Raw genomic sequence first — 25,999 nt, 5'->3', positions numbered from 1 at the left:
CCGGCCTCAGCCGCGGGCGCCCGCCGCACCCGCCGTCGGCCCGATCGTGGCCCTGCCTCCCTCTCCGCCGCCGGTGAGCAGGCTGTGGAGGCACGCCACCAGACTGCGCGCCTGGACACTGAGATAGTGGCTGTGTCCGAGCAGCGACACGAGCTGGTGCAGGGCGACCCACCGGAAGTCGGGATCGTCCGCCGGGATCTTCGGCTCCGCCTCGACGACCAGGTACCGGTTCAGGGCGTGGTGGAAACGCCCGCCCTCCTCGGACAGCACGGTGTCGAACCTGACCCGGCCGGGCTCGGCCGACACCACCTCGTCGAGGAAGCGGGGGCGCCCCGACGGCGGCACCAGCACATGGTTCTCCGGTATGCACTGCACGGTCGGCGCGAGTTCGGCCGTGTCCGTGAAGCCGGGTTCCATGCGGGCGTGCATGAGGGCGTGCAGGACACCGTCGATGTTCTTGACCAGCAAGGCGATGATCCCCGTCCCGTTGGGTTCGATCATCGGCTGTGTCCACTGGGCCACCTCACGCCCGCCCGCGCTGACCCGGACCCCGATGACCGAGAAGAACAGGCCCGCCTCGTGCGCGATCCGGTCCTCCGTGCGGACCCAGCCCTTCACCTCCCGGAGCGGTATCCGGCGGACCTCCGCGTCCGAGCGGCAGCGTGCGTCGGTGAGCCAGCTGAGCACCTCCCGCGTCGAGTGCAGGCTTCCGGCTTCCGGAGAGCAGGACCGGACGAGCGCGGCCCGGAACTCGGCATCGCGGGGACGGCCGAGGACCGCGCCGAGACCCGGACCGGCGAACGGAAGGCAGGACAGCACCGTCCTGGCGTCCATGTTGACCAGGTCGTCGGCGCCGAGCAGCGCATGGATCTCACCCAGGGTCAGCCACCGGAACCCGTCGAGCACCTCGACGTCCCCGGCCGGCTCCACCACCATGTTGCGGTTGCGTTTGCGGTAGAACCAGGCGCCCTGCTCCGACTGGCGCACGTCGGCGAGGACTCGGTGGCTGCCGGGGTTCCGGAAGTATTCCAGGTACGGTACGGCCCGCCCCTGGTGCACCCTCGTGTAGTTGCTGCGCGTCGCCTGCACGGTGGGCGAGAGCTGGAGGCCGTTGCGGTTGCCCGGCTCCACCTTGGCCTGCATGAGGAACTTCATCGTCCCGTCGAACTCCTTGGCCAGGATGCCGAGGATGCCGATCTCGGACTGATGGATGATCGGCTGGTCCCAGCCGGTGACCGGTCCACCGGGGTTGTGCACCCGCAGTCCCTCGACGGCGAAGAACCTTCCCGTGTCATGGCGGATGTCGCCCGTCCGGGGGTCCTCGCTCCAGCCTTCCAGCCGGTCCAGGCGGATCCGCTCGACCCTTGTGTAGGCGCGTCGGCCGAAGTCCGCCAGCCAGCCGCGGACATCCGCGACGACCGCGGCCGGGTCGCCGGCCGGAAGCAGGGACCTGGCCAGGCGCAGGTGGGTCGGGTCCGATTCGGTCGAGAGCATCGTCAGGCCCCTTCGGCTGTGTTCCACATGGCCCGCATCGAGTCCTGCCGGGAGGTCCGTGGATGCCATCCCAGCAGCCGGGCGGCGAGCCGGATGTCGGCCTGGGTCCATCCGCCGCCCTTGCTTCGCACGTCGGCTCGCCGGAGCACCACCGCCTGCGGGGGGAGGCCCGCCGCGGAGACGAGCGACGACACCAGTTCACCGATCGGCGTCGCCACACCGCTGCCGATGTTGACGACGCGCCCGGTCACCGGCGCCTCGACCGCCGCGACGACGGCCTCGGCCAGGTCCCTTGCGTCGACGAAGTCGCGGCGGGCGTCGGCGACGCTCAGCACGACCGGACCGTCCGCTCGCGCCTCGCGCAGCCTGGCGACGACCGAGCCGAGGAAGCTGGCGCGCGTGGTGTACGGGCCGAAGACGTTGACGGCACGCAGCACGACGGCGTCGAGCCGCCCGGCGGCGGTGGCCTCCAGGATGGCCCGTGTGCCGGCCAGCTTGGTCCGTGCGTAAGCGGTGACGGGGGCGGGGACCACGGCTTCGTCGATGGCCACGCCGTCCTCGACCGGCCCGTACTCGTGGATCGTGCCGACCTGCACCAGCCGGACGCCGGGCAGCAGGGCCAGCGTCTGCAGAAGCCGGTCGACGAGGCGCACATGGGAGTACTCGTTGTCCGCGTCGGAGGTGTGCCAGCCGCCCGTCGCGTTGACCACCACGCGTACGTTCGCCGCTTCGAGCAGCTCCGCGAACCGCTCGGGCTCGGCCGCGGCCACATCCACCGCGGCGAACTTGTGCTCGTCGGTGTGCGGTACGTGGCGGCGCGCCACGCCGAGGACGTCGTAGCCGCGCAGGGAGAGCGCCGAGCACACCTGACGGCCCACGCAGCCGGTCGAGCCGAGGACGGCTGCCGTCGGCATCCGGTTCAGCGCGCCCACAGGGCACGCTCCAGTTCCAGACAGGTGGCGTAGTCCGGGAGCAGGTCGTCGGCGGCGGCCTTCTCCAGGGTCGGCGCGATCCGGTCCCGGTCCGACAGGATGGGCTCCAGGTCCTTCGGGATCGGCAGCGCGAGTTCGGAGTCGAGCGGGTTGACGGAGAGCTCGTCCTCGGGCGAGTAGCGGCCGGAGAGCATGTAGCAGACGACCGTGTCGTCCTCCAGCGAGACGAAGGCGTGGCCGACGCCCACCGGGAAGTACATCGCCCTGAAGTCCTGCTGGTCGAGCAGGACCGCGTCGCAGCGGCCGAACGTCGGTGACCCCACCCGGACGTCCACAACGATGTCGATCGTCCTGCCGCGGGCACAGTAGACGTACTTGCCGATACCGGGGGGTGTCCGTGTGAAGTGCACTCCGCGTACGACGCCGCGCCGCGACCGGCTGTGGTTGGTCTGCGCCACCGGGAACAGGGGATGCCCCGTCGCCTCCACGAAGGCGGCCTCCTGGTAGGGCGACACGAACAGACCCCTGTTGTCGGAGAAGACCTGCGGGGTGAACTCCCACGCGCCCTCCACGGCAAGCTTGCGGGACTTCATGGTGAGACTCATGCTGGGCTCCCAACGAACGCCGTATGGATGTCGGACTGGCTCAACGAACGCGGTGGTGGGCGGTCAGCTTCTCCAGTACGGGCACGATGTCGCTCGGTGCCGGTGTGGCGAGCATCTCGGTGCGCAGTCGCTGCGCGTTGCGAGCGAACGAGGGCTCCTCCAGGACGCGGACGAGGTTGGCCCGCAGTTCCTCGGGGGTGAGGGCGTCGACGTCGCGGATGCGCAGCCCGGCCCCGGCCTCCTCCAGCCGCTGGGCCTTGCGCGGGGTGTCCCACCGCATGTCGGGGACGATCACCTGGGGCACTCCGTGTGCCAGCGACGTCTGGAAGGTCCCGGATCCGCCGTGGTTGACGATGGCCGAGCAGGTGGGCAGCAGAGCGTCCAGCGGGACGAAGTCGGCGACGCGGACGTTGTCGGGAACCTTCTGCGAAGTGCCGAGCTGGCTGGCGTCCAGGGTCGCCACCACCTCGATGTCCAGGTCGGCCACGGCGTCGAGCAGCGCGCCGATCGAGGCCCGGTTCCCGCCCATCGTCTCGCGGAAGGCGACGCCCAGGCTGAGGCAGACCCGGCGCTTCTTCGGCGTCTCCCGCACCCACGCGGGGATCTCCGAGGGGCCGTTGTAGGGAACGTACCGCACGGGTACGTAGGGCAGGTCGACCGGCAGCCGCAACGAGGTGGGCACCGGATCGATGGTCCACTGCCCGACCAACGCCTCGTCACGAAAGGGCAGTCCGTAGCGGCCGAGAACCGAGCCCACCCACTCCTCGAGCGGATCGTCGCGCAGCTGCGCCGGCCGGTCGGCCAGCAGCCCGTCGTACGCCTGCCGCATCTGGGCGAGGATGTCCATCCCGAACAGCAGCCGCGCGTGCGCCGCCCCGCAGGCCATCGCGGCCACCGGTCCGGCGAAGGTCATCGTGTCCCAGATGACGAGGTCGGGCTTCCAGTGGGCGGCGAACCTCACCAGGTCGTCCACCATCGCGTCCCCGCACAGGGTCTGGAAGACCCAGATCATCGCGAGGAACCTGGCCTGCGCGTCCTCGTAGGTCATCTGCTCGGGACTCACGTTGCTCATGTCCGCGAGTTCGAGGTAGATGTGGTCCAGCGCCTGGAGTGTGGCCGCGTCCATCTTCGCGACCTCTTCGGCCCCCAGGTCCTTCCCGCCCATCTGCCCGTGCAGATCGAGGGGTTCGCCGACCGGCACCGCCGTCAGCCCCGCGGCGGTGATGTCCTCCACCAGGTCCGGCTGGCTCGCGACGTACACGTCGTGACCTGCGGTCCTCAGCGCCCATGCCAAGGGGACCTGGGTGTGCAGGTGGGTTCTCGCGGCGAAGGTGGTGAATAGGATGCGCATATACTCTCCTCGCACACCTGCGGCCGTCCTCTGTGCGGACGGCGCTGACCGGCTCGGCTGACCGGCCCCAGCGTGCTGAGGCGCTCTCGCGCCCAACTCAACAACCACTTGACGCCGCACCGCCCGGAACTCCATGCAGGCACGAGGACGCCCGCTCAGGATCGGGGCATGACCCTGGCCTATATCGTCGATGGCGGCCTGAACGATCCCCCGGGAAACGGTTCGGACCTCTACACGTCCTTCGCGAGCGTACGGCGGCTCTACGCGTCCGTCGCCGAGTGGACGGGCGTACCGGTCGACCGGCTCCTGGCCCGGGAGTTGCCGCCGCAGCAGGAGTACCGGGAGGCCGGCGCCATTCGTCAGGCGGCCGTGGCGTTCGCGATCTGCGACCTGCTGGCGGAGAAGGGGATCCGGCCCGGATTCCTCGGCGGCCTCAGCCTGGGAGGCATGATCGGGGCGAGCCTGGCGGGCTCGATCACTCGCGCGGACCTGTTCGGCCTCCTGGCGCACCTGCGCGGCGCCCCGGAACCCTCCGGCCGCGCGCAGGCCGTCGCCCGTGGGATCGTCCCGGCCGACATGGACCCGGAGGTGGCGCTCGGCGGGCTCCCCGAGGGCGTCCACATCAGCGCGGACCTCGGCGTGACCGGTACCTGGGGCAGCAGGATGCTTCTGCTGTCCGGCTATCGCGACTCGATCGACGAGCTGGCCGGCCGCCTTCCCAAGGGGACCGTGGAGGTCCACGAAGGCGTGGCGATCGGCTACCACTCGCCGCTGTGCGCCCCCGTGGCCGCCTACCTCGAGCCCGCCGTCGTGGACATCGAGTTCCGCGACCCGAAGCTGCCCCTGTGCTCCTATCTGGACGAGAAGACGGTCACCACCGCGGACGAGGTGCGCGACATCTTCCTGCGGAACCAGACCGAGGCGGTCAGCCTGCCGTACGTCGTCGCCGAGCTCGAACGGCACGGCACCGAGCTGGCTCTCCTCATCGGGCCGGCCCAGATCGACCTCTTCTCCGGCTCCGCCCCCTTCCCCGTCGTACAGATCGAGACTCCGCAGCATCTGGAGGAGATCTTCCCGTACCTGCACGACCTCGGAATCAACCTGCCATCCACCTGAACCGACCGATGCGGGCGAGAGGTAGTCGATGACCGACCCCATGGCACTGATCCGGCAGTGGCTGCAGACCGACCTGGACGAGTGGACCAGGCACGTCGTCACCCGGCACTTCGATCCGGACAAGGGCAGTCCGTACTGGTTGAAGCGCGCCGCCGGCCTGGACTTCGATCCGAGGCGGATCACCCGGTATGAACAGCTTTCCCGGTTCGGACCGTTCGATCTGGAAGAGCTGCGACACATGGATCCCGCGGACCTGGTCCCGCTGTCCGAGCCCCGCCCGCTGGCCGGGCGTGTCTTCGACTCCGGTGGTACGACGGGGGACCCGTGCCGAGTGATCTACACCCCGCGGATGACCCTTCAGCGCGCGGCCTGGCGGGCCTGGTCCTTCCAGACGGAAGGCTTCGAACGGGGTCGCAACTGGCTGCAGTTGACCCCGACCGGGCCGCACCTCATCGGAAACGGCGTGTCCGAGCTCACGGACCTGTTCGGTGCCCGGGTCTTCCTGATCGACGCCGACCCCCGCTGGGTGAAGCGGCTCATCCGGCAGGGCAGGCTCGCCGAGGCCGAGGAGTACACCGGGCACATCGTCGAGCAGGCGGCCAACATCCTGCGTGAGCAGGAGATCGACTATGTCAACACCACTCCGGCCCTGCTCCAGGCGCTCGTTCGCCGCGCACCCGACCTCGCCGCGGGGCTCAAGGGGGTGCGCATCAGCGGGACACAGATCACCACCCCGATGTACCGGTCCTTCGTCAGGCTCCTGGACGGCGGGATCGTCGGACACAGCTACGGCAACACCTTCGGCAGCAGCGCCGGTCTGCCCGTCGAGCGCGACGGGGCCGTGATCCCCTACGTGCCGAACTACCCCCACGTCACCATCGCCGTCACCGACAAGCAGGACTGGCAACGGGTGGTCGGCTACGGCGAGCTCGGCCGGGTGCGGCTGACGGTCCTGCACGAGGACCTGTTCCTGCCCAACATCCTGGAGCGCGACCAGGCGCTCCGGTACGACACGGGTCCCGGCTGGCCGTGTGACGGTGTCGCCAACGTCCAGCCGCTTCAGGTCAACCGCCAGTCGCCCGAAGGGATTTATTGATCTTGAACGCCGACACCGGCGATGCAAACGGTAAGGTCGTCACACTGGGCGGGGTCGGTGGAGATTCCCACTCGGTCGGCTTGATCATCCTGTCCCGGGTCCTCCGGCGCGCCGGATACACCGTCCGGTACGCGGGAATCCAGTGCTCGGTGACCGAGTTGTGCGAGGCGGCGCGCGGCGCCGACGCGGTCCTGGTGTCGAACATGGACGGCCATGCCCGGCACTACCTGGCCGATCTGCGGGATCTGCGCGCCGAGCTGTGCGGGGACGGCGCCCGGTGGTACCTGGGCGGCCGTCCCGCTGTCTCGGTGACCGACTCCACCGTCGCCGAACTGACCGCGCTCGGATTCCATCGGGTCTTTCTCGGTCATGTGGAACCCGCCAAGACCCTGGCCCTTCTGGCGGCCGACCTGGCGGACACGACCCCGGGGCCGGCCGGCGGGCGGGCCTACCGGGCGGCGCCCAGCCGGAGGATCACGGTCCGCGACGCGGTCGAGCGGTCCTTCGTGGAGGAGCGGGACGAGGTGCTGCACCAGTGGCGCACCGGACACGAGGCCCGCGACCTGGTCGAGAACGCCGAAGTGCTGCTGCGGCGGGCGAACTTCGCCGAGGCCCAGCACAAGGCCGACCGGAAGGGCGAGCTGCTCATACAGCCCCGGACGGGAGTCGACGACCAGGACGACCAACGGGCCCTCTTCCATGCGCTGCGCGCCGCCGGAGCGGACGTGCTGTCCTTCCAGATCGACTCGCTGACCCGCAACAACGCCTACGCGCAGATCGAGATGCTGCGCAAGGGGGCCGCCGCGGACGGCCCTCAGCCTCACCTCAACGGCTATCCGGCCGTCAACCACGGGGCACGGGCGATGCGACGGATCACCGCCGAGTTCAGCGACGTCCCCTTCCAGGTGAGGCACTCCACCCGTGACCCCAGGCTGCTCGCCGAACTCGCCTTCGCGGCGGGCATCTCGGCGTTCGAGGGCGGGCCGATCACCTACAACCTGCCGTACTTCCGCGACTACCACCCGGTCGAGGCCATGGCCTCCTGGCGCTACGTGGACCGTCTGGCGGCCCTCTACTGGCGCAGGTTCGGCATCGTCATCGACCGCGAGTTCTTCGGGGTGCTGACCGCGTGTCTCGTCCCCCCGTGCCTCGCGGTCGCGGTGAACGTGCTGGAGGCGCTGCTGGCGGCCGGGGCGGGGGTGCGGTCGGTCTCCCTCGGGTACGCCGAGCAGGGGAACCGCGCCCAGGACATCGCCGCGATCCGGGTCCTCGGGCGGCTCGGCCGCGAGTACCTCGACCGCTTCTCGTACGGGGACGTCGCCGTCTACACGGTCTTCCACCAGTACATGGGCGCGTTCCCCACGGACACCGGCAAGGCGATCACCGTGCTGCTCGGCTCGGCCGAGACGGCGCGGCTCAGCGGGGCGCACCGGATGATGCTGAAGTCCTACGTCGAGGCCACTCGGATCCCCTCGGCCCACGACAACTCCGACAGTCTCAGGCTCGCCAGAAAGGCGATCGGCGACGCCGGCGGGGCCGCCGCGGACACCGCGGCGGTCGATGCCGAGGAGGAACTGCTCACCCGTGAGACGCGGGCCCTTCTCGAGGCGGCGCTCCGTCTGGGCGAGGGTGACCCCCGCCGGTCGGTCGCGGCCGCCATCGAGGCGGGCGTCATCGACGTCCCGTTCTCCCCCAGCCGCTGGAACGCCGCCCGGACGGTGTCGATCAGGGACCTCACGGGCGCCGTACGACTGGCCGACACCGGCGGGCTGCCCTTTCCCCCCGATCTCGTCGCGTTTCACCGGGACCGGGTACGGCATCGGTTGCGCGACGAACGGCGGCCCCTGGAACAGGTGGTGGAAGCCGACATCCTGGACATCGCCCGCGGCCGTTTCGCCTCCTGGCCGCTGCGGATGCCGGCCGGACGGCAGTTTCCTTCGAGTGAACGGGGCGAGAGCCGGCCATGAAGATCAATGATGTGGTGACGGTCCCGGTCCACGGCGGCTTCTTCTACGACGACCTGGCGGCCATTCGCCAAGGGGCGGCCAAGGATCACCAGTGGTACGAAGGCGAGCCGGTCACCCCCGGATTCACCGCGGTGCGCATGCCCGCGCGGGGACTCGGCATCGGCCTCGTGCTGGAGGACGGGCGCACCGTCTGGGGCGACGCGGTGGCGGTGCAGTACTCGGGCGCGGGCGGGCGTGAGCCGCTTTTCACACCTGATGTACGGGTGGTCGAGGAACTGCGCGCCGTCCTCTCCGGTCGCCGGATCACGGGTTTCCGGCAGACGCTCGGGGAGGTCCTGGCGGACTTCGGCCGGGAACGCACGGCGCTGGTGTACGGCCTGAGCCAGGCGCTGCTCGGCGCGGCCGCCGCCGCCGCGGGCCGTACGATGTGCGAGGTCGTCTGCCGGGAGTACGGATTCCCGCTGCCGCACAAGCCGGTACCCGTCTACGCCCAGTCGGGCGACGACCGGCGCGGCAACGCCGACAAGATGCTCATCAAGCGCGTCGACGCCCTGCCCCACGGACTGGTCAACAACCGGGCGAAGTTCGGTCCCGAGGGCCGTACGCTCCTCGACTACATCGCCTGGCTGGTGCGCCGGACGGGCAGGCTGGCCGACAACACCTACCGGCCGGTGCTGCACTTCGACGTCTACGGCATGGCGGGCCGCGAGTTCGGGCGCGACATCGAGCGGGTGGCCGACTATCTGATCGAGGCCGAGCGGGTGGCGAGACCGTACCCGCTGCGCGTGGAGTCGCCGATCGACTTCGGTGGACGACAGGCGCAGATCGACGGGCTGCGGCGCCTGCGCGAGGCAGTCGGACGGCGTGGCGGGACCGTCCGGATCGTGGCCGACGAGTGGTGCAACACGCTGGCGGACATCCGTGAGTTCGTCGCGGCCGGCGCCTGCGACATGGTGCAGATCAAGATGCCCGACCTCGGCAGCGTCGAGGACAGCATTCTCGGTGTGCGGGAGTGCAGGGAGGCAGGGGTGGGCGCCTTCCTCGGCGGCAGCTGTGCCGAAACCGAGTTGTCCGCCCGTGTGTCCGTCCATGTCGCGCTGGCCACCGGGCCCGAGATGCAGCTCGCGAAGCCCGGGATGGGTGTGGACGAGGGGCTGATGATCGTCGCGAACGAGCAGGCCCGGGTGCTGGCCATGCTGGGCGGCCGGGCCGCTTGAGCCGGGTGCGCCGGGCTCGGCCGGGCCCCGGACGGCCGCCCGTCGACGGGGACTCCGAGCCGGTGGCCGTGCCGTTCCTGCCGCCGCGACCCGGCGGGCACGGCACGCGGTTCACAGACCGGCGAGCACCTCGCGGAGTGCGTCGATCACCTTGTCCTGGGTGTCGGGCGACAGTCCCGGATACATCGGGAGCGAGAAGATCTGCCGGGCCAGCCGCTCGGTGACGGGCAGCGAACCCTCGGCGTATCCCAGGTGTGCGAACCCGGCCATGGTGTGCACCGGCCAGGGGTAGCTGATGTTGAGCACGATGTCGTAGGCCTTGATCGCCTCGAGGATGGCGTCACGCTCAGGGTGCCTGACCACATAGACGTAGTAGACGTGCTCGTTCCCGGGCGCCGACACGGGAAGTACGAGATCGGTGTCGCCCAGGCCCTCGGCATACCGCCGTGCGATCGCGCGGCGTCCGGCGATGTAGTCGTCGAGACGGCCCAGTTTGCGTCGCAGGATCTCGGCCTGTACCTCGTCGAGGCGGCTGTTGTGGCCGGGCGTCCGCACCACGTAGTAGCGGTCCTCCATGCCGTAGTACCGCAGCCGCCTCAGATTCTCGTGGACCTCGTCGTCCGAGGTGATCACGGCGCCACCGTCCCCGTAGGCGCCCAGCACCTTGGTCGGGTAGAAGGAGAACGCCGCCGCCTTTCCCGTGGTGCCCGCGATTCTTCCTTTGTGCCGCGCGCCGTGCGCCTGCGCGCAGTCCTCGAGGATCACCAGATCGTGCCTGGCGGCCAGCGCCTCCAGCCGGTCGAGCGCGACGCACTGACCGTACAGGTGCACGGGCAGCAGACACCGGGTGCGCGCGGTGACGGCCGCGTCCACCTGGTCGAGGTCCATCAGATAGGTAGACTCGTCGACGTCCACGAACACCGGCACCGCCCCGACCGCATCGATCGCGACCACGGTGGGCGCCGCGGTGTTCGAGACGGTGATGACCTCGTCACCCGGCCCGATCCCGGCCGCCTGAAGCCCGAGCACGATGGCGTTGGTCCCGTTGTCGACCCCCACACAGTGCCGGGCACCGTGATACGCGGCGAAGGCCGCCTCGAACTCCCGCACGCTGCGGCCGAGGACCAGTTGGCCGGAGCCGAAGACCGTCTCGACCGCGTCGAGGATGTCATCGTGCTCGTTCTCGTACTCTCGCAGGTAGTCCCATACATGAGTGGTCATGAGAATGCTGACACTCCCCCCGGTAGGTCGACGAAGCCGCGGCACACGGGGAGAACACCGTTGTGATCCGCGGCACTCATCGCATCCCGGCATGCTCGCGGGCGACTCGAAGGAACCTCAAGCCGGGCCTGGACATCGGTTCGAGCGGCTGTCCTGATGGTGCGCTCATGACTACCCCATCCGAGCACACGGGTCCGCGCGCCGTCGTCGTCACCGGTGGAGGTACCGGGATCGGCCGGGCCACGGCGCACGCCTTCGCCGCCCGCGGCGCGGGCGTCCTCGTCGTCGGACGCACCGAGCGGTCGCTGGCCGAGACCGCCGCGGGCCACGACACCATCCGCACCCTTGCCGGGGACCTCACCGAGCCGGACGTGCCCCGCCTGGTCGTCGAGACGGCGCTGCGCGAGTTCGGCGCCCTGGACGTGCTGGTCAACAACGCGGCCGTGGCCGCCTACCAGTCCATGGGCGCGATCGACCCCGCTCAGGCCGAACAACAGATCCGCACGAACTTGCTCGCCCCGATCCTGCTCACCCAGTGCGCGCTGGACCCACTCGAGCGGAGCGGGGGCACGGTCGTCAATCTGAGCACCGCCGGTGCGCTGGGGATGCGCTCCTGGCCCGGTTGCGGGCCTTACGGGGCGACGAAGGCCGGACTGGACTTCCTGACCCGGACCTGGTCCGTCGAGCTGGCGCCGCGCGGCATCAGGGTGGTCGGCGTCGCCCCCGGGGTGGTCGACACCGGAACGGGGGTGCGCTCGGGCATGTCGGAGGAGGAGTACGCCGGCTTCCTGGCCCGCATGGGATCGAGCACCCCGGCCGGCCGGGTCGGCGATCCGGCCGAGATCGCCTGGTGGATCACCGAGTTGACCCGCCCAGAAGCCCGCTATGCGACGGGCCTCGTGCTCCCCGTGGACGGCGCCCTGTCGCTCACCTGACCTTCCAGGAGATCAGGCGGCCGGGATTGAGGAACGCTCGAGCCCGGACTCCTACGGTGACCGCCATGATCTCGAACAAGACCGACAGCGAGCTGGGCCGCGAGCTGATGACCGTGCGCGGCTTCCAATGGATCTACGGGGTCAAGGACGACCCGTACGCGCTGCTGCTGAGGGCGGAGAGCGACGACCCGCACGAGCTCGGCCGGAAGGTGCGGGAGCGGGGACGCCTCTACTGGAGCAGCGCGGAGGCCTGGGTGACCGCCGACCACGCGACCGGCGCCGAGGCGCTCGCCGACGGCCGGCTCGGCGTGCGGCCGCCCGCTCCCGAGTCGGTGCCGAACGACCGGGCCTCCTACGCGTGGCAGATCCCGTCCCTGGACGACGTCTTCCCGCTCGACGACGCCTGCCTGAAGCTGCCCCGGGACGAGTACACGCGGCTTCGGGCGCTGGTCGAGCCCGCCTTCACCGGGGAGGCCGCACCGGCACAGCACGCGGCGGCGGTCAAACACCACGAACAGCGCCTGGACGCGCTCGGAAGCGGTGAAAGCGGCTTCGATCTGACGGCGGATCTGCTGCGGCCGGCCGTCACCGCCACCGTCGCCTCGCTGCTGGGCGTGCCGGTGGAGCGGGGGGCCGAGTACGGGCGGATCTGCTCGAACGCCGCGGTCACCCTGGACGCCACGCTGTGCCCGCCCCGGCTGAACACCGCCCGGAGCCTGATCACGGCCGTCGCCGAGTGCCGGCAGCTGGCCGGGGAACTGACCACGGCGGCGTTGCGCAACCCGGGGGAGGACCTGCTGAGCCGGGTGTCGCGGGCGGCCGACCGGCCGACCGGGCAGGTGCTCTGCACGCTCTTCACGGCGGTCGGCGTCGAGGTCGCGGTGACCCTGGCCGGCAACGCGGTCTCGGCGCTGCTCGACCGTCGGGACGAGTGGACGAAGCTGACGGAGGACCCGGCGCGGGCCGCGGACGTGGTGACGGAGACGCTCCGTCACGCGCCTCCGGTCCGGATGCAGAAGCTGGTGGCCGGGGAGGAGACGGTGCTGGGCGGGGAGCGGGTGAAGACCGGCGGCCAGGTCGTCGTACTGATCGAGGCCGCCGATCGCGATGCCGGAGCCTTCCGTGACGCCGATCGGTTCGTCGTCGGCCGGAAGACCTCCGCATCCGACCTGTTCGGCACGGAGGGACTGCCCGTCTCGGTGGTCTCTGCCTTCGCGCGCACCCACGCGGCTGCCGCCCTCGAGACGCTCGCCCGGCGACTGCCGGGCCTGCACCGTACGGGCCCCGCCGTGCGCCGACTGCGGTCGCCGGTCAGCGGAGGCCTGCTGCAGTTTCCCGTCGCCGCGTGAGAGTGAGGCCCCTTGCATGCGCGTGTTGATGACGTCCTTCGCGATGGACGCCCACTTCGCCGGATCGGTGCCGCTGGCCTGGGCCCTGCGCGCCGCCGGCCACGAAGTCCGGGTGGCGAGCCAGCCCGCACTCACCGGGACAATCACCGCCGCGGGACTCACGGCCGTGCCGGTGGGGGTCGACCACGACCACGACACCGTGCTGCGGGAGGCGGGACCCGGGATCTTCGCCCTGCACCAGAACAAGGACTATCTGGAGAACAACCACCAGCGGCTCGGGACCGACTTCCTCACCGGTCACATGACGGTGATGACGGCGCTGTTCTACTCCCGGATCAACAGTGACCCGGTGATCGACGATCTGGTCGAGTACGCCCGCTACTGGCGGCCCGACCTGGTCGTCTGGGAACCGTTCACCTTCGCGGGCGCCGTGGCGGCCATCGCCAGCGGCGCCGCGCACGCCCGCCTCCTGTCGTTCCCCGACATGTTCCTCAACGCGCGGATGCTGTTCCTGGAGCGCCTGCGGAGCCGGCGTCCGCCGAACGACGACGACCCGATGGCCGACTGGCTCACACCGGTGCTCGCCCGTTTCGGGTGCGAGTTCGGCGAGGAGGCGGTGACCGGCCAGTGGTCGATCGACCAGATGCCGGCCGGCGTGCGGCTCTCCCTCGGGAATCCGCTCGTGCCCATGCGGTACGTGCCGTACAACGGGCTGGTTCCCGCCGTCGTCCCCGACTGGCTGCGCTCCGCCCCGGCACGCCCGCGGGTGTGCGTGACGCTGGGGGTCACCGCTCAGCGGTCGGGTTTCCCGCACACGGTCGCGCTCGAGGACCTCTTCACCGCGATGCGCGGCCTGGACGTCGAGATCGTCGCAACCATGAGCGCGGACGAGCTCGCCCGGGTCCCGGATGTCCCGGAGAACGTCCGGGTCGTGGAAAGCGTGCCGCTGGACTCGCTGCTGCCGACCTGTTCCGCGATCGTGCACCACGGAGGTGCCGGAACGTGGGCGACGGCGGCGGCCCTGGGGGTGCCCCAGATCGCCATGGGCTGGATGTGGGACCACCTCTATCGGGCCCGGCGCCTGGAGGCCCTCGGCGCCGGCCTCCATCTGCCCACCGATGAACTGACGCCGACGGGCCTTCGGTCACGCCTGGTACGGCTTCTGCGGGAGCCCGGTTTCCGCCGGAACGCCGAGCTGCTCAGCACGTCGATACGGTCCGAGCCGTCGCCCGCCGCCGTGGTACCGGTGCTGGAACGGCTCACCGAGCGGCACCGCCCCACGCCCGGGACCCGCAGCCGGCTCCGGCCGCGGGTTCCGGCGCTGTAGCCTGACGCGCCGGGCGGACGACAGGGCGACAAGGCGACAAGGCGACAAGGCGACAAGGGCTCTTACCACCGGTCACGCACCGGTGCTCCGCCGGGATGAGTCGGAGTACGCGCGCCCGCCGGTCCGCCGGCTCGGGCTGGTCCCGCTGGGGCGCGCACTGGTGGCCGCCGGGTCGCCGGTGCCGCGCGGGCACGGGCCGGCCCTGTGGACGTACTCGGTGACGCTCGGGCTCGACGACGAACCGGTGCGCTCGCGCACATGACGGCCCGGCACCGAGGCTTCACGACGGCCCGGCATCGAGGCCTCGCGGCGCTGGGGCCGACTGCCTGCCGGGCGCCGCCTTCGCCCCGAGCCTTCCCGAACCCGGCGGCTCGGACGCTCCGACCCGGATCCTGTCGCACCTGGGCCGGTCCCCTCTCCTGGGCATGGCCGGCGGATCATGTCGTCACCTTCCGCGGCCATGCCGCGGAGGGGCGTGCCGGACATCGTGACCCACGGCACGACCCGCCGGACAGGCCTCAGTCCCGGCGTGCCAGGACGAGGAACACGCTGCCGCCGGCGAAGACCGGGGTCTGCGAAACGGTGACCTCGTAGCCGAGTCCGGCGAGCAAGCCGACGATCTCCCCGAGCCGCCCCGCGATGTCGTGGACCTCCAGGACGACGCGCCGGATACGCGGCCATGCATCGGGGTCGATGCCGCGCAGGACCTCCAACTCGCCGCGTTCCACGTCGACCTTGAGTAGACCGACCCGGTCGACGGCGTGCTCCTTCATCAGGGCGGCCAGCGTGGTCACGTCGACGGGGACGGTCTCGGTGACCTCGAAGTACCCCCGACCGGCCGCTCGGGCCTGCTCGTCGACCGTGTGGGTGTTGATGAAGTAGGCCTCCAGGTTGCGGTCCTGATCCTGCGGATCCTCGTGCAGGGAGGACGCCGAGGCGATATAGGGGCGGAAGGTCAGCGTCGCGGTGCCGGGCTGCGCGCCGACCGCCGCCCGGCACGCGATCGCCCCGGGCGCATGACGGGCGAGATTCGCCTCCAGGCAGGCGAAGGTCCTCGGCGCCGGCTCGACCGAGAGCAGGCGCACGCCGGGCACCTGGTCGGCGAAGAACAGTGCCGCCAGACCGATGTGAGCACCGACGTCGATGATCACCTCATCGGCCGGAAGGCCGACCGCGGCGCGTCGGTAGAGCGAACCGGGATCGTCGTTGATTTCCCCCCAGATGGTGCCGGCCTCGGTGGGATGGACGGCCAGGACCGTGCGCCCGTCGGAGAGTGTGTACTCGACCGGGGCGGTGTCCTCGGGCGGCGCGAACATGAGCGACTCCAGTACTCGTGGTGGATGGGGATTCCGTGAGGTTGCGTCGATGCCCGGCGAAGGCCGTGGTGCGGAGAGAGCCGTTCAGCGGAACGCGGCGGCGTGCTCGGCGGCCCAGTGGGCGAAGGTGCGCGGGGAACGGCCGAGCACCCGCTCCACGTCCTCGGACACCACGGGCGGCTTGGTGGCCCAGCCGGCGTGGAAGCCGAGGATGTAGTCCACTGCGTAGGCGGGCATGCCCTGCTCGAGGAGCTGGGTGCGCCACTCCTGAGGTGTGATCTCCTCGAAGCGGATGTCACGGCCGGAGGCGGCCGAGATCAGCGCGACCTGGTCGCGCTGGGTGAGCGCTTCGGGGCCGGACACGGAGTACGCCTTTCCCACGTGCCCGTCCTGTGTCAACGCCGCGACGGCCATCGCCGCGACGTCCTCCTCGTGCACCGGGACCCCACGGACCTCGCCGTAGGCCATCCGGACGACGCCCTCCGAGCGGATCGAGCGGCTCCACATGCTCACCTTGTTGAGCGCGAACTCACCGGGCCGGATATGGGTCCAGTCGAGGCCCGAATCCTCCACGGCCCGCTCCACTTCGCTGTGCAGTCCGGAGTCCGTCCCGTCGGTGACCGCGTCGGACGACAGCACCACGACACGCCGGACACCGAACCGGCGAGCCATCGCGACGACCTCCGCGGCGGTGCCGGGAACCGGGAAGAGATAGACCCGTTCGACACCGTCGAGAGCGCCCGCCAGCGTCGCGGGCTTCGCGAGATCCCCTCGCACCGCGAGGTCGGACGGCAGCCCGGCCGCGGCGGGGTCCCGCGTCAGGGCCCGTACCCGCTCGCCCGCCCGCACAAGCAGATCGACCACACGGCGACCGACGTTGCCGGTCGCGCCCGTTACCAAGATCGTCATTTTTCCTCCGCCTCCGACGATCCGGCGCGGCCCTCGAAAACCCGATGAGGACAGGTGGAGCGGCTCGCGGCGCTCGTCGATCGGTGTGAGACGAGGCGTTGACACGCTCACCGGGAAGTCAGCATCTGGCCAAGAGGGGAATCATGCGCGCGCTGTTCGTAACATCTCCCGGGCTCAGCCATATCCTGCCGACCGTTCCGCTGGCGCACGCCCTGCGGGCGGCGGGACACCAGGTCCTCTACGCCACGGGCGGCGACATCCACGGCGCCACCGAGGCCGGCCTGTGCGTGGTGGACGTCACCCCCGGACTGGACTACGCAAAGGTCTTCATTCCCGAGGACAGCGAGGTCAGCGATCCGATGCACGGCGAGGACGTGGGAGTCGACTTCCTCGCCCAGATGTTCGCCAGGGTCTCGACGGTCGCGGTCGAAGGCGCCAGGAAGGTCGCCGCGTCATGGCGGCCCGACCTCGTCGTGCACACCCCCACGCAAGGCGCCGGCCCGCTCATCGCGGCCGAGCTCGGCATTCCGGCCGTCGAGTTGCCGCTCGGTCCGGCCGACGGCGAGCACGGTCTCACGCACCTCATCAGGCAGGCGATGAGTGGGGAGTACGAGCGGCTGGGCATCACCGGCAGGCCGCGTACCTCCGTACGGCTGATGCCCATGCCGCCGAGCATCGAGGCGCTTCTTCCCGGCGACCGGTCCACAGGCGACTGGCCCGTCAGGTATGTGCCGTACAACGGCGGGGGCGTCCTGCCGGACTGGCTGCCCCGCACGCAGGGCGATCGGCGCCGGATCGCCGTGACGCTCGGTGCCATCGACGCCCGGTGGGGAGGCATCGCCAGACTGGCCCCGCTCTTCTCCAGGATCGGCGCCATGGACGCCGAGTTCGTTCTGACGCTGGGGGGCGGAGACGTGTCGCTGCTGGGCGAACTGCCCGGCAACGTGCGCGCGGTCGAGTGGATCCCGCTCGGAGTGCTGCTGGAGACCTGTGACGGTCTCATCCACCACGGCGGCACAGGCACGATGATGACCGCGCTGGTCAGCGGTGTACCGCAGTGCGTGATTCCACAGGGTTCCTACCAGAACATCGCCAGCGACGTCGTCGTGGCCCGCGGGATCGGATTCCGTGCAAAGGGGTCCGAGCTCGGAGCGGACGACTGTGTGCGGCTGCTCGAGGACGAGTCCCTCCACAAGACCGCCGAGGAGGTCCGGAACGAGGCGGGGGCGATGCCGCCCGTCGCCGACCTCGTGGCGCGACTGGCCGCGCTCACGGCCTGAGCACGCCGGCCGGCGCCGCACAAGGTCAGGCCCCGCCGTGCATCGGCGGGGCCTGACGGTCAGCCGTTCACGAGCGGGAGGTGGAGCCCACGGGCACCGCGCCGTCGAGCATGCCGAGTTCCCGGAACAGCGGACCGAAGTCGAAGACGTCCCAGTGCTCGACGACCTTGCCCTCCGGGGAGAAACGGAGTTCCTCCAGGTAGTGCCAGGTCACCGGTCGGCCGGTCGGTGCGAGGCCGAGGAACTCGCCCCGGTGGGTCGCCGTCACGGTGATCCGGAGCATGACCCTGTCCCCTTCGGCGATGACGCTCTTCACCTCAAGGTGCAGATCCGGAAAGGCACGGACGGCACCGCGCATCGTCTCGATGAGTTCCCCGGTGTCGTGCCGGCCGCCGTCTGCCGTGTGGTGGACGACGTCCGGCGCCCAGTGCGCGACGACGCCGTCCACGTCCCACCGGTTCCAGGCGGCGACCATCTGCAGGCAGCGTTCCTTGTTCTCGGTCAGCGACATGACCCCTCCCGGTTGCTCTCGTCTCTCCGGCACGGCCGGCCCGCTGGAGAAGGTGGCAGGCCCTGCTCGGAGACGGGTGCACCGAGGCTTGAAGCGGATCAAGACGGACTCAAGCGCCCTGCTAGCGGGCGCCGCAAGGCTCGGCTGCCGAGCCAGATCCGTGGCACCGACAGCTCTCCTGAGGGGAACCATGTCCCATCACAACCCGCACGTCGCCCTCGTCACCGGCGGCACCAGCGGCATCGGCCTGGCGATCACCAGGCTGCTGGCCGGACGCGGTCTGCGCGTGGTCCTCTGCGGCCGCGACGGACAGCGCGTGGCGGCCACCGTCAAGGAACTGCGCGGCGAGGACCTCGACGTGCACGGCGAGGTCTGCGACGTCCGCTCCACCGACCAGGTGCGTGCCTTCGTACGCTCCGTGGTCGACCGTTTCGACCGGGTGGACGTACTGGTCAACAACGCCGGCCGCAGCGGCGGCGGTCCCACCGCGGGCATCGCCGACGAACTGTGGCTCGACGTCATCGAGACCAACCTCAACAGCGTCTTCCGGATGACCCGTGAGGTGCTCACCGCCGGCGGCATGCTGGAGCGTGGGCACGGGCGCATCGTCAACATCGCCTCCACCGGCGGCAAGCAGGGCGTGGCCCTCGGGGCCCCCTACTCCGCCTCCAAGCACGGCGTCGTCGGCTTCACCAAGGCGCTCGGCCTGGAGCTGGCCAAGACGGGCGTCACGGTCAACGCCGTCTGCCCCGGCTATGTGGAGACGCCCATGGCCCAGCGAGTGCGGCAGGGCTACGCGGAGGTCTGGGAAACCAGCGAGGAGGAAGTCCTGCAGCGGTTCCAGGCGAAGATCCCGCTCGGCCGGTACAGCACTCCCGAAGAGGTCGCCGGTCTCGTCGGCTACCTGGTCACCGAGTCCGCCGCCCCCGTCACCGCCCAGGCGATCAATGTCTGCGGCGGCCTCGGCAACTACTGAACCGGAGCAGCCATGGCATCCCCCGCCGTTCACGAGACCGAGCACGAGATCGTCCTGTCCGCTCCCCCACAGGCCGTCTTCGACCTCCTCGCCGAGGTGACCGGCTGGCCGAGCGTCTTCCCGCCGACCGTGCACGCCGACTACCTGGAACGGGGCGAGCACGAGGAGCGCATCCGGCTCTGGGCGACCGCCAACGACGAGGTGAAAAGCTGGACTTCCCGGCGCGAGCTGGACCGTGACCGGCTGCGTATCCGGTTCCGGCAGGAGGTCTCGCAGAGCCCGGTGGCCGCCATGGGCGGCGAGTGGGTGATCGAGCCGCAGCCGTCGGGCCGGACACGGGTGCTCCTCAGACACGACTTCCGGGCGGTCGGCGACGATCCCGCGAACGTCGCCTGGATCCGGCAGGCCATCGACCGGAACAGCGCCGCCGAGCTCGGTTCGCTGGAGGCCGCGGCCGACCGCACGCTCAGCGGCAAGGACCTCGTGATGTCCTTCCAGGACCAGGTACGGGTGGACGGCCCCGCCAAGAGCGTCTACGACTTCCTCTACGCCGCGGACAGCTGGCCCGAACGGCTTCCGCACGTCGCCCGGGTGGCCCTGACCGAGACGACACCCCATGTGCAGGTCCTGGAGATGGACACCTCGACCGCGGACGGCTCGGTGCACACCACCAGGTCGGTCCGGGTGTGCTTCCCCGACGACCGGATCGTCTACAAACAGCTGCGGACCCCCGCCCTGATGTCCGTCCACACCGGCCGGTGGCTCATCGAGGAGGACGAGCGCGGCACCCTGGTCACCTCGGAGCACACCGTCGTCATCGAGCCGGACGCCGTGACCCGGGTCCTCGGCGGCGGGGCCACGGTCGCCGATGCCAGGCGCTACATCCGCGAGGCGCTCGGCCGCAACAGCACCACCACGATGCGCCATGCGAAGGACTACGCCGAGAAGGCCTGAGGACGTCACGCGAGAACGCGTAGGAGAGCGATGCGCATCCTGTTCGCGACCTTCGCCGTCAAGACCCACCTGCACCCGCAGATCCCGATCGCCTGGGCGCTGCGGGCCGCGGGTCATGACGTACGGGTCGCCAGCCAGCCCGACCTCGTCCCCGACATCACCGGCGCCGGACTCACCCCGGTCCCGGTGGGCGAACCGCTCCGCCTCAGCGAGCAGATGAAGGACCTGGACGAGCGCCGGGACGAGGCGGGCGGCGCCGACGGGGAGTCTCTGGAGGCCCTCGACTACCTGGCGCTCACCGACATGAGTGAGCTGCGACCCGAGAGGCTCACCTACGACTACATGCACACACGCTTCGCCGTGAAGACCATGAGCGACTTCCAGATCCTCAATTCCGAGAGGATGGTCGACGACCTCGTCGGTTTCGCCCGGGACTGGAAGCCCGACCTGGTGCTCTGGGACACGATGACGTTCGCCGCGCCCGTGGCCGCCGCCGCCTGCGGCGCGGCGCACGCCAGGATCCTTTTCGGCCTGGACCTGCTGGCCCGGATGCGGGAGAGCTATCTCGAGGAGCTCGCCGCACGGCCGCCGGGACTCCGCGACGATCCCATGGCCGAGTGGCTGGGCTGGACGCTCGACCGGTACGGATGCGAGTTCACCGAGGACACGGTCGTGGGGCAGTGGACCATCGACCCGGTGCCCACCTCGTTGCGGCTTCCGGTGGACCTGCACTACGTGCCGGTGCGGTACATCCCCTACAACGGGCCGGCGGTGATCCCCGACTGGCTTCGCGAGCCGCCCCGCCGACGCCGGGTGTGCCTGACGCTCGGCGTGTCCTTCAGAGAGACCATGGGCGGCGACCGCACACCGCTCGCGGAACTGCTCGACGCCGTGGCCGACCTCGACGTCGAGGTCGTTGCCACACTGAATGCCCGTCAGCTCGCGGAGCTCGGCCGGCTCCCCGGCAACGTCCGGGTCGTGGACTTCGTCCCGCTCGCCGCGCTGCTCCCCAGCTGCGCGGCGATCGTCCATCACGGAGGCTCGGGCACCGTCACCACCGCCCTCGCCGCCGGGGTGCCGCAGATCATCGCGCCCACCGAGATCTGGTGCAACGTCCACAAGGCGCACAAGATCCAGGAGTTGGGCGCCGGCCTGTACCGTCGGGTCGACCGGTTCTCCGCCGACGAGTTCAGGAACATGCTCGTGCGGGTGCTGGACGACCCGGCCTTCACCACCCATGCCCGGAGCCTGCGTACCGAGGTGACGAGCACGCCGGCCCCCGCCGAGATCACGGCGACGCTCGAGCGGCTCACCACCGAGTACCGGCGGTCCGGACGCTGACCTTTGGGAGACACCCATGTCCGAACGGTCCGAGCAGGTCTGGTTCATCACCGGAGCGTCGAGCGGTCTGGGCCGGGCGATCGCCGAGGCAGCCCTGGACGCGGGCGACCGCGTCATCGGCTCGGCCCGCGACGTCTCGGCTCTGCGGCCGCTCGAGGAGCGTCACGCCGGCGGTTTGGTGGCGTTACCCCTCGATGTGTCCGACCGCGCGGCGGTCATGGCGACGGTCGAGCGTGCCGCGGCGACGTTCGGCAGGCTGGACGTCGTCGTGAACGCGGCGGGCCGGCTGTTGTCCGGGATGGTGGAGGAGATCACCGAGGAGCAGGCCAGGACCCATCTGGACACCAACCTGTTCGGCGCCCTCTGGGTGAGCCAGGCCGTCATCCCCCATATGCGCGCGCAGGGCTCCGGACACATCCTGCAGATCACCGCCATGGGTTCGGGGGGCGGTACGGCGGGCTACGGCCTCTACGGGGCGGGCAAGTCCGCGCTGAGCGCGATCAGTCAGGCCATGTCCGCGGAGCTGAGGGGATTCGGCATCAAGGTGACCGCGCTCGAACCGGGCCCGTACGCCACGAACCTGTTCTCGAGGGCGGAGTCCGGGGCACGGAATCCGGCGTACGACGTCGTGCGCTCGGCCCCCGGCAAAGAGCCGCTCCCCAAGGTGGCCTCACCGGCCAAGGCCGCCCGGCTGGTGCTGGAGCTCGTGCGTCAGGACGAGCCGCCGACGCGGCTCGTCCTGGGCGGCGACGCGTTCGAGCGCGTCCAGCAGATCGAGCAACGGCGGCGCGAGGAGTACACGGCGTGGGAGTGGCTGAGCCGCGAGGGCGGCTGACCCCGGCGCCGGCCGGGCCGCCGCCCACCTCCCGGTGCGTTGCTCACACGAGGTGCACGTCCGGCACGTAGAGGATCCATCGCCCTCCGCCCCTGCGGAACGCCTCCTCCTTGGCGATGATCTCCTCTGCGTGGTTCCAGGCGAACAGCAGCGCGTAGTCGGGGTACGCCTCGGCGAAGCTCTCCGGCGAGCGCACCGGAATGTGCGACCCGGGGGTGAGCCGGCCCTGCTTCGCGGGCGTGCTGTCCGCGATGAAGCCCACCAGGTCGGGTCCGATGCCGCAGTAGTTGGTGACGGTCGCGCTCTTGGCCGTGGCGCCGTAGCCGGCCACCGTGCGGCCTTCTGCCCGCAGCCGCTCCAGGAGCGAGACGAGTTCGTCGCGGGCCCGGTCGACCCTGGTGATGAAGCCCTCCAGGCTGGCCATTCCGGTCAGCGCACGGGACTCCTCCTCCGCGAGCAGGGTGGCCACGCGGGGAGAGGGCCGGTGCACTCCCGGCCTCGCGATCGTGTAGCGGACCTCTCCCCCGTGGACGGGGAGGCGCTCCACATCGACCAGCTCGAACCCGAAGTGGCGAGCCATCGCCTGCACCGACGTGGCGGTGAAGTAGTAGAAGTGCTCGTCGTAGATCTGGTCGAAGGCCGCACGGTCGATGATGTCGGCGAGGTAGGGGTCCTCGAAAACGAGGACCCCGTCGGGAGCCAGGAGCGTGCCGATGCCCTTGAACACCGACTCCAGATACGGGATGTGGCACATCGTGTTGGCGGCGTAGATGACCTGGGCGGGCCCGTGCTCCGCCAGGACGTCCGCTGCCGAGCCGGCGTCGAAGAACTCTGCCCTCACCCGCAGGCCGTTCCCGCTCGCCACCTCGGCGACGCGCAGGCACGGCTCGAAGCCCAGGTGTCTGACGCCGGCCTGGGCCACCGTCCGCAGCATGACGCCGTCGTTGCAGCCCAGTTCGACGATGAACGGGTCCTTTCCCGTCAGCCTCGTCTCCAGGAAATGCCGTGCGGTCCTCTCGAAGTGCGCGCGCATCACCGCGGAACCCGACGAGAGATACGGGTAGTCCTCGTGGAACATGAGGTGCCGCGGAACCTCGTCGACGAGCTGCACCATCGTGCACGACTCGCAGACACCGACCGCCAGCCTGAAGAAGAACTCGTCGCCGATCCGGCCGGATTCGGGGAACGCGCTGGACAGGGGCTGTGAGCCGAAGTCGCAGAACTCGCGCAACGGCCCGGCACAGATGCGGCAATTCAGCACGGCAGACATCCCACTCCCTCTACGACGACCGCTACCGGATCAGTTACCTCCGACCATGAGAGTGGTCGGACGGGCTCGCAGGCTGCTCAACGCTCGCTGGACCGTGCGCACCCGTCACGAGTCCGCTTCGAGCTCGTCGTCGTCCTCGAACTCGACCACCGCGCTGATGTCGTTGGTGGCCGACATGGGGATGTTGGTGACGCGCTCCAGGATCGCCTCGACGACGACCGGCACCCGGTGCCCGGCGGCGAGCTTCCTCGCCTGACCGAAGGCTGCGCCCAGCTCGGCCGGGTCGGTCACCCGGATCGCCTTGCAGCCGAGACCTTCGGCGACCTTGACGTGATCGACCCCGTAGACGCCCAGCTCCGGCGAGTTGATGTTCTCGAACTCCAGGTTGACCTGGAAGTCGATGTCGAACGCCCGCTGCGCCTGGCGGATCAGGCCCAGGTAGGCGTTGTTCACCAGAACGTGGACGTACGGGATCCGGTGCTGGGCGCCGACGGCCAGCTCCTCGATCATGAACTGGAAGTCGTAGTCGCCGGAGAGGGCGACGACGGACGCCTCCGGGTCGGCCGTGGCGACGCCCAGCGCGGCCGGGATGGTCCAGCCGAGCGGGCCGGCCTGACCGCAGTTGATCCAGTGACGGGGCCGGAAGACGTGCAGCATCTGGGCGCCGGCGATCTGGGAGAGGCCGATGGTGGAGACATACCTGGTCTCCGGCCCGAAGGCCTTGTTCATCTCCTCGTAGACGCGCTGCGGTTTGATCGGGATGTCGTCGAAGTGTGTACGGCGCCGAAGACGGGCCTTTCTCTCCTGGGCGGCGGCGGCCCAGTCGCCCCGGGCGGGCAGCCGCCCGGCCGCCTTCAGCTCCCTCGCCACGTCCACGAACAGTTCGAGCGCCGCCCTGGCGTCGGAGGCGATGCCGTAGTCGGGCGCGAAGATCCTTCCGATCTGGGTGGGCTCGATGTCGACATGGACGAAGGTCCGGCCGGCGGTGTAGACGTCGAGCCTGCCGGTGTGCCGGTTGGCCCAGCGGTTGCCGATGCCGAGGACGAAGTCGGACTCCAGGAAGGTCGCGTTGCCGTAGCGGTGCGAGGTCTGCAGGCCCACCATGCCGGCGTTCAGTTCGTGGTCGTCGGGGATGACGCCCCAGCCCATCAGGGTCGGCACGACCGGAGTTCCCGTCAGCTCGGCGAATTCCACGAGGAGTTCGGCGGCGTCGGCGGTGATGACGCCGCCGCCGGCGACGATCAGCGGGCGTTCGGAGGCGTTGAGGAGCCTCATCGCCTTCTCGATCTGGGCCCGGGTGGCGGAGGGCTTGTAGACGGGGAGCGGTTCGTACGTCTCCGGGTCGAACTCGATCTCGGTGAGCTGGACATCGACGGGCAGATCGATGAGGACCGGTCCGGGCCGGCCGGAGCGCATGAGGTGGAAGGCCTGCTGGAAGACGCCCGGAACCTGGGCGGCCTCCAGGACGGTGACGGCCGTCTTCGTGACCGGCCTGGCGATGGAGGCGATGTCGACGGCCTGGAAGTCCTCCTTGTGGAGCACCGCGGTCGGGGCCTGCCCGGTGATGCAGAGGATCGGAATCGAGTCGCCGGTCGCCGAGTAGAGCCCGGTGATCATGTCGGTGCCGGCCGGACCCGAGGTGCCGATGCACACGCCGATGGCGCCGGGACGTGTGCGGGTATAGCCCTCCGCCATATGGGAGGCGCCTTCGACATGGCGGGCGAGGGTGTGGTGGATCCCGCCGGCGGCCTTCAAAGCCGCATAGAAGGGGTTGATCGCCGCACCCGGGACCCCGAACGCGTGGCTGACGCCCTCACGCTTGAGGATCTCGACTGCCGCGCGGGCAGCGGTCATTCGAGCCATGGAGTACTCCTGCTTCGGCTGTCGGACTCGCGCTCCCGTCGCGCCCCGAGGTGAGCACTTCTTTGCTTGACTTCCATATAGCGGAATATAACTTCTACTATATGGAAGCAATGTAGGCGTGGTGGTGCGGGCCG

Annotated in this window: 23 protein-coding genes; 13 read left to right on the top strand and 10 right to left on the bottom strand. The window is 70.3% G+C overall.

Features of this window, described 5'->3' with window-relative positions; genetic code table 11:
* Positions 1 to 6 precede the first annotated feature (6 nt).
* The 4 genes from LZ604_RS25555 to LZ604_RS25540 are packed head-to-tail and all read right to left on the bottom strand — an operon-like array spanning position 7 to position 4,382.
* On the bottom strand, positions 7 to 1,494 hold the full coding sequence (locus LZ604_RS25555; RefSeq protein ID WP_234517817.1) for an NDP-hexose 2,3-dehydratase family protein: 1,488 nt from the start codon (positions 1,492 to 1,494) through the stop codon (positions 7 to 9).
* 2 nt (positions 1,495 to 1,496) lie between these two features.
* A complete protein-coding gene (locus LZ604_RS25550; RefSeq protein ID WP_234517816.1) occupies positions 1,497 to 2,408 on the bottom strand; it encodes an NAD-dependent epimerase/dehydratase family protein in 912 nt (303 codons plus the stop codon).
* 5 nt (positions 2,409 to 2,413) lie between these two features.
* Positions 2,414 to 3,031 carry a dTDP-4-dehydrorhamnose 3,5-epimerase family protein gene (locus LZ604_RS25545; protein ID WP_308283635.1) on the bottom strand — a complete coding sequence of 206 codons (618 nt, stop codon included), beginning with the start codon at positions 3,029 to 3,031 and terminating at the stop codon, positions 2,414 to 2,416.
* Between the two features lie 40 nt (positions 3,032 to 3,071).
* Positions 3,072 to 4,382, bottom strand: a complete 1,311-nt coding sequence (locus LZ604_RS25540; RefSeq protein ID WP_234517815.1) for an activator-dependent family glycosyltransferase — start codon at positions 4,380 to 4,382, stop codon at positions 3,072 to 3,074.
* Between the two features lie 168 nt (positions 4,383 to 4,550).
* Here LZ604_RS25540 and LZ604_RS25535 point away from each other — a divergent pair, with 168 nt between their 5' ends.
* From LZ604_RS25535 to LZ604_RS25520, 4 genes are read left to right on the top strand one after another with little or no spacing between them, the layout of a single operon-like run.
* Positions 4,551 to 5,498 (top strand): ACP S-malonyltransferase, encoded by a 948-nt coding sequence (locus LZ604_RS25535; protein ID WP_234517814.1) that lies wholly within the window; start codon positions 4,551 to 4,553, stop codon positions 5,496 to 5,498.
* A 28-nt stretch (positions 5,499 to 5,526) separates the two neighbouring features.
* The gene (locus LZ604_RS25530) at positions 5,527 to 6,594 is read left to right on the top strand and encodes an acyl-CoA synthetase family protein (protein WP_234517813.1); all 1,068 of its coding nucleotides are present in this window, start codon (positions 5,527 to 5,529) and stop codon (positions 6,592 to 6,594) included.
* A 2-nt stretch (positions 6,595 to 6,596) separates the two neighbouring features.
* Entirely contained in the window at positions 6,597 to 8,561 is a 1,965-nt protein-coding gene (locus tag LZ604_RS25525) for a methylaspartate mutase subunit E (protein ID WP_234517812.1), read from the top strand.
* Positions 8,558 to 9,778, top strand: coding sequence for a methylaspartate ammonia-lyase (locus tag LZ604_RS25520; protein WP_234517811.1), 1,221 nt, complete (start codon positions 8,558 to 8,560; stop codon positions 9,776 to 9,778). Before LZ604_RS25525 ends, LZ604_RS25520 begins: the two co-directional genes overlap by 4 nt.
* A 111-nt stretch (positions 9,779 to 9,889) precedes the next feature.
* Here LZ604_RS25520 and LZ604_RS25515 read toward each other — a convergent pair whose 3' ends face one another.
* The gene (locus tag LZ604_RS25515) at positions 9,890 to 10,999 is read right to left on the bottom strand and encodes a DegT/DnrJ/EryC1/StrS family aminotransferase (protein ID WP_234517810.1); all 1,110 of its coding nucleotides are present in this window, start codon (positions 10,997 to 10,999) and stop codon (positions 9,890 to 9,892) included.
* A gap of 167 nt (positions 11,000 to 11,166) precedes the next feature.
* On the opposite strand from LZ604_RS25515, the gene LZ604_RS25510 reads away from it, so the two are divergent.
* The 4 genes from LZ604_RS25510 (at position 11,167) to LZ604_RS25495 (ending at position 14,872) form a co-directional block, all read left to right on the top strand.
* On the top strand, positions 11,167 to 11,934 hold the full coding sequence (locus tag LZ604_RS25510; RefSeq protein WP_234517809.1) for an SDR family NAD(P)-dependent oxidoreductase: 768 nt from the start codon (positions 11,167 to 11,169) through the stop codon (positions 11,932 to 11,934).
* 65 nt (positions 11,935 to 11,999) lie between these two features.
* Positions 12,000 to 13,283, top strand: a complete 1,284-nt coding sequence (locus LZ604_RS25505; protein ID WP_234517808.1) for a cytochrome P450 family protein — start codon at positions 12,000 to 12,002, stop codon at positions 13,281 to 13,283.
* 16 nt (positions 13,284 to 13,299) lie between these two features.
* The gene (locus LZ604_RS25500) at positions 13,300 to 14,610 is read left to right on the top strand and encodes an activator-dependent family glycosyltransferase (protein ID WP_234517807.1); all 1,311 of its coding nucleotides are present in this window, start codon (positions 13,300 to 13,302) and stop codon (positions 14,608 to 14,610) included.
* 82 nt (positions 14,611 to 14,692) lie between these two features.
* Positions 14,693 to 14,872, top strand: coding sequence for a hypothetical protein (locus LZ604_RS25495; protein ID WP_234517806.1), 180 nt, complete (start codon positions 14,693 to 14,695; stop codon positions 14,870 to 14,872).
* A 256-nt stretch (positions 14,873 to 15,128) separates the two neighbouring features.
* Here the strand turns inward: LZ604_RS25495 and LZ604_RS25490 are convergent, their stop codons facing one another.
* Together LZ604_RS25490 and LZ604_RS25485 are read right to left on the bottom strand one after the other, a co-directional pair.
* Positions 15,129 to 15,926, bottom strand: a complete 798-nt coding sequence (locus LZ604_RS25490) for an FkbM family methyltransferase (protein WP_234517805.1) — start codon at positions 15,924 to 15,926, stop codon at positions 15,129 to 15,131.
* Between the two features lie 84 nt (positions 15,927 to 16,010).
* Positions 16,011 to 16,835 (bottom strand): NAD(P)H-binding protein, encoded by an 825-nt coding sequence (locus LZ604_RS25485; RefSeq protein ID WP_234517804.1) that lies wholly within the window; start codon positions 16,833 to 16,835, stop codon positions 16,011 to 16,013.
* Positions 16,836 to 16,978: 143 nt separating this feature from the next.
* On the opposite strand from LZ604_RS25485, the gene LZ604_RS25480 reads away from it, so the two are divergent.
* The gene (locus tag LZ604_RS25480) at positions 16,979 to 18,115 is read left to right on the top strand and encodes a nucleotide disphospho-sugar-binding domain-containing protein (RefSeq protein ID WP_234517803.1); all 1,137 of its coding nucleotides are present in this window, start codon (positions 16,979 to 16,981) and stop codon (positions 18,113 to 18,115) included.
* Between the two features lie 67 nt (positions 18,116 to 18,182).
* On the opposite strand, the gene LZ604_RS25475 is transcribed toward LZ604_RS25480, so the two are convergent.
* Positions 18,183 to 18,626, bottom strand: coding sequence for an ester cyclase (locus tag LZ604_RS25475; protein WP_234517802.1), 444 nt, complete (start codon positions 18,624 to 18,626; stop codon positions 18,183 to 18,185).
* A gap of 190 nt (positions 18,627 to 18,816) precedes the next feature.
* Between LZ604_RS25475 and LZ604_RS25470 the strand changes: the two genes are divergently transcribed.
* Genes LZ604_RS25470 through LZ604_RS25455 form a run of 4 tightly spaced genes read left to right on the top strand, consistent with a single transcriptional unit; the run spans position 18,817 to position 22,732 of the window.
* The gene (locus LZ604_RS25470; protein ID WP_234517801.1) at positions 18,817 to 19,602 is read left to right on the top strand and encodes an SDR family NAD(P)-dependent oxidoreductase; all 786 of its coding nucleotides are present in this window, start codon (positions 18,817 to 18,819) and stop codon (positions 19,600 to 19,602) included.
* 12 nt (positions 19,603 to 19,614) lie between these two features.
* Complete coding sequence (locus tag LZ604_RS25465) at positions 19,615 to 20,556, top strand: aromatase/cyclase (protein WP_234517800.1); 942 nt, start codon at positions 19,615 to 19,617, stop codon at positions 20,554 to 20,556.
* Between the two features lie 30 nt (positions 20,557 to 20,586).
* Entirely contained in the window at positions 20,587 to 21,897 is a 1,311-nt protein-coding gene (locus tag LZ604_RS25460; RefSeq protein WP_234517799.1) for an activator-dependent family glycosyltransferase, read from the top strand.
* A gap of 16 nt (positions 21,898 to 21,913) precedes the next feature.
* Positions 21,914 to 22,732: an SDR family NAD(P)-dependent oxidoreductase gene (locus tag LZ604_RS25455; protein ID WP_234517798.1), complete on the top strand. Its 819-nt coding sequence runs from the start codon at positions 21,914 to 21,916 to the stop codon at positions 22,730 to 22,732.
* Positions 22,733 to 22,775: 43 nt separating this feature from the next.
* Here LZ604_RS25455 and LZ604_RS25450 read toward each other — a convergent pair whose 3' ends face one another.
* Positions 22,776 to 24,002, bottom strand: a complete 1,227-nt coding sequence (locus LZ604_RS25450; RefSeq protein WP_234517797.1) for a class I SAM-dependent methyltransferase — start codon at positions 24,000 to 24,002, stop codon at positions 22,776 to 22,778.
* A 105-nt stretch (positions 24,003 to 24,107) separates the two neighbouring features.
* Complete coding sequence (gcl, locus tag LZ604_RS25445) at positions 24,108 to 25,865, bottom strand: glyoxylate carboligase (protein WP_234517796.1); 1,758 nt, start codon at positions 25,863 to 25,865, stop codon at positions 24,108 to 24,110.
* Positions 25,866 to 25,999: the final 134 nt, after the last annotated feature.

It is taken from the genome of Streptomyces glomeratus (assembly GCF_021462825.1).
GTDB lineage: Bacteria > Actinomycetota > Actinomycetes > Streptomycetales > Streptomycetaceae > Streptomyces > Streptomyces glomeratus.
The sequence above is the reverse complement of the archived record's forward strand: the minus strand, read 5'-3'. Positions and strand labels throughout refer to the sequence as shown.

Coding starts and splice junctions, on each gene's coding strand:
- LZ604_RS25555 (WP_234517817.1), bottom strand. CDS start 1,494: ATGCTCTCGACCGAATCGGACCCGACCCACCTGCGCCTGGCCAGGTCC.
- LZ604_RS25475 (WP_234517802.1), bottom strand. CDS start 18,626: ATGTCGCTGACCGAGAACAAGGAACGCTGCCTGCAGATGGTCGCCGCC.
- LZ604_RS25485 (WP_234517804.1), bottom strand. CDS start 16,835: ATGACGATCTTGGTAACGGGCGCGACCGGCAACGTCGGTCGCCGTGTG.
- LZ604_RS25480 (WP_234517803.1), top strand. CDS start 16,979: ATGCGCGCGCTGTTCGTAACATCTCCCGGGCTCAGCCATATCCTGCCG.
- LZ604_RS25465 (WP_234517800.1), top strand. CDS start 19,615: ATGGCATCCCCCGCCGTTCACGAGACCGAGCACGAGATCGTCCTGTCC.
- LZ604_RS25545 (WP_308283635.1), bottom strand. CDS start 3,031: ATGAGTCTCACCATGAAGTCCCGCAAGCTTGCCGTGGAGGGCGCGTGG.
- LZ604_RS25500 (WP_234517807.1), top strand. CDS start 13,300: ATGCGCGTGTTGATGACGTCCTTCGCGATGGACGCCCACTTCGCCGGA.
- LZ604_RS25530 (WP_234517813.1), top strand. CDS start 5,527: ATGACCGACCCCATGGCACTGATCCGGCAGTGGCTGCAGACCGACCTG.
- LZ604_RS25460 (WP_234517799.1), top strand. CDS start 20,587: ATGCGCATCCTGTTCGCGACCTTCGCCGTCAAGACCCACCTGCACCCG.
- LZ604_RS25550 (WP_234517816.1), bottom strand. CDS start 2,408: ATGCCGACGGCAGCCGTCCTCGGCTCGACCGGCTGCGTGGGCCGTCAG.
- LZ604_RS25455 (WP_234517798.1), top strand. CDS start 21,914: ATGTCCGAACGGTCCGAGCAGGTCTGGTTCATCACCGGAGCGTCGAGC.
- LZ604_RS25535 (WP_234517814.1), top strand. CDS start 4,551: ATGACCCTGGCCTATATCGTCGATGGCGGCCTGAACGATCCCCCGGGA.
- LZ604_RS25515 (WP_234517810.1), bottom strand. CDS start 10,999: ATGACCACTCATGTATGGGACTACCTGCGAGAGTACGAGAACGAGCAC.
- LZ604_RS25520 (WP_234517811.1), top strand. CDS start 8,558: ATGAAGATCAATGATGTGGTGACGGTCCCGGTCCACGGCGGCTTCTTC.
- LZ604_RS25505 (WP_234517808.1), top strand. CDS start 12,000: ATGATCTCGAACAAGACCGACAGCGAGCTGGGCCGCGAGCTGATGACC.
- LZ604_RS25450 (WP_234517797.1), bottom strand. CDS start 24,002: ATGTCTGCCGTGCTGAATTGCCGCATCTGTGCCGGGCCGTTGCGCGAG.
- LZ604_RS25470 (WP_234517801.1), top strand. CDS start 18,817: ATGTCCCATCACAACCCGCACGTCGCCCTCGTCACCGGCGGCACCAGC.
- LZ604_RS25540 (WP_234517815.1), bottom strand. CDS start 4,382: ATGCGCATCCTATTCACCACCTTCGCCGCGAGAACCCACCTGCACACC.
- LZ604_RS25510 (WP_234517809.1), top strand. CDS start 11,167: ATGACTACCCCATCCGAGCACACGGGTCCGCGCGCCGTCGTCGTCACC.
- LZ604_RS25490 (WP_234517805.1), bottom strand. CDS start 15,926: ATGTTCGCGCCGCCCGAGGACACCGCCCCGGTCGAGTACACACTCTCC.
- gcl (WP_234517796.1), bottom strand. CDS start 25,865: ATGGCTCGAATGACCGCTGCCCGCGCGGCAGTCGAGATCCTCAAGCGT.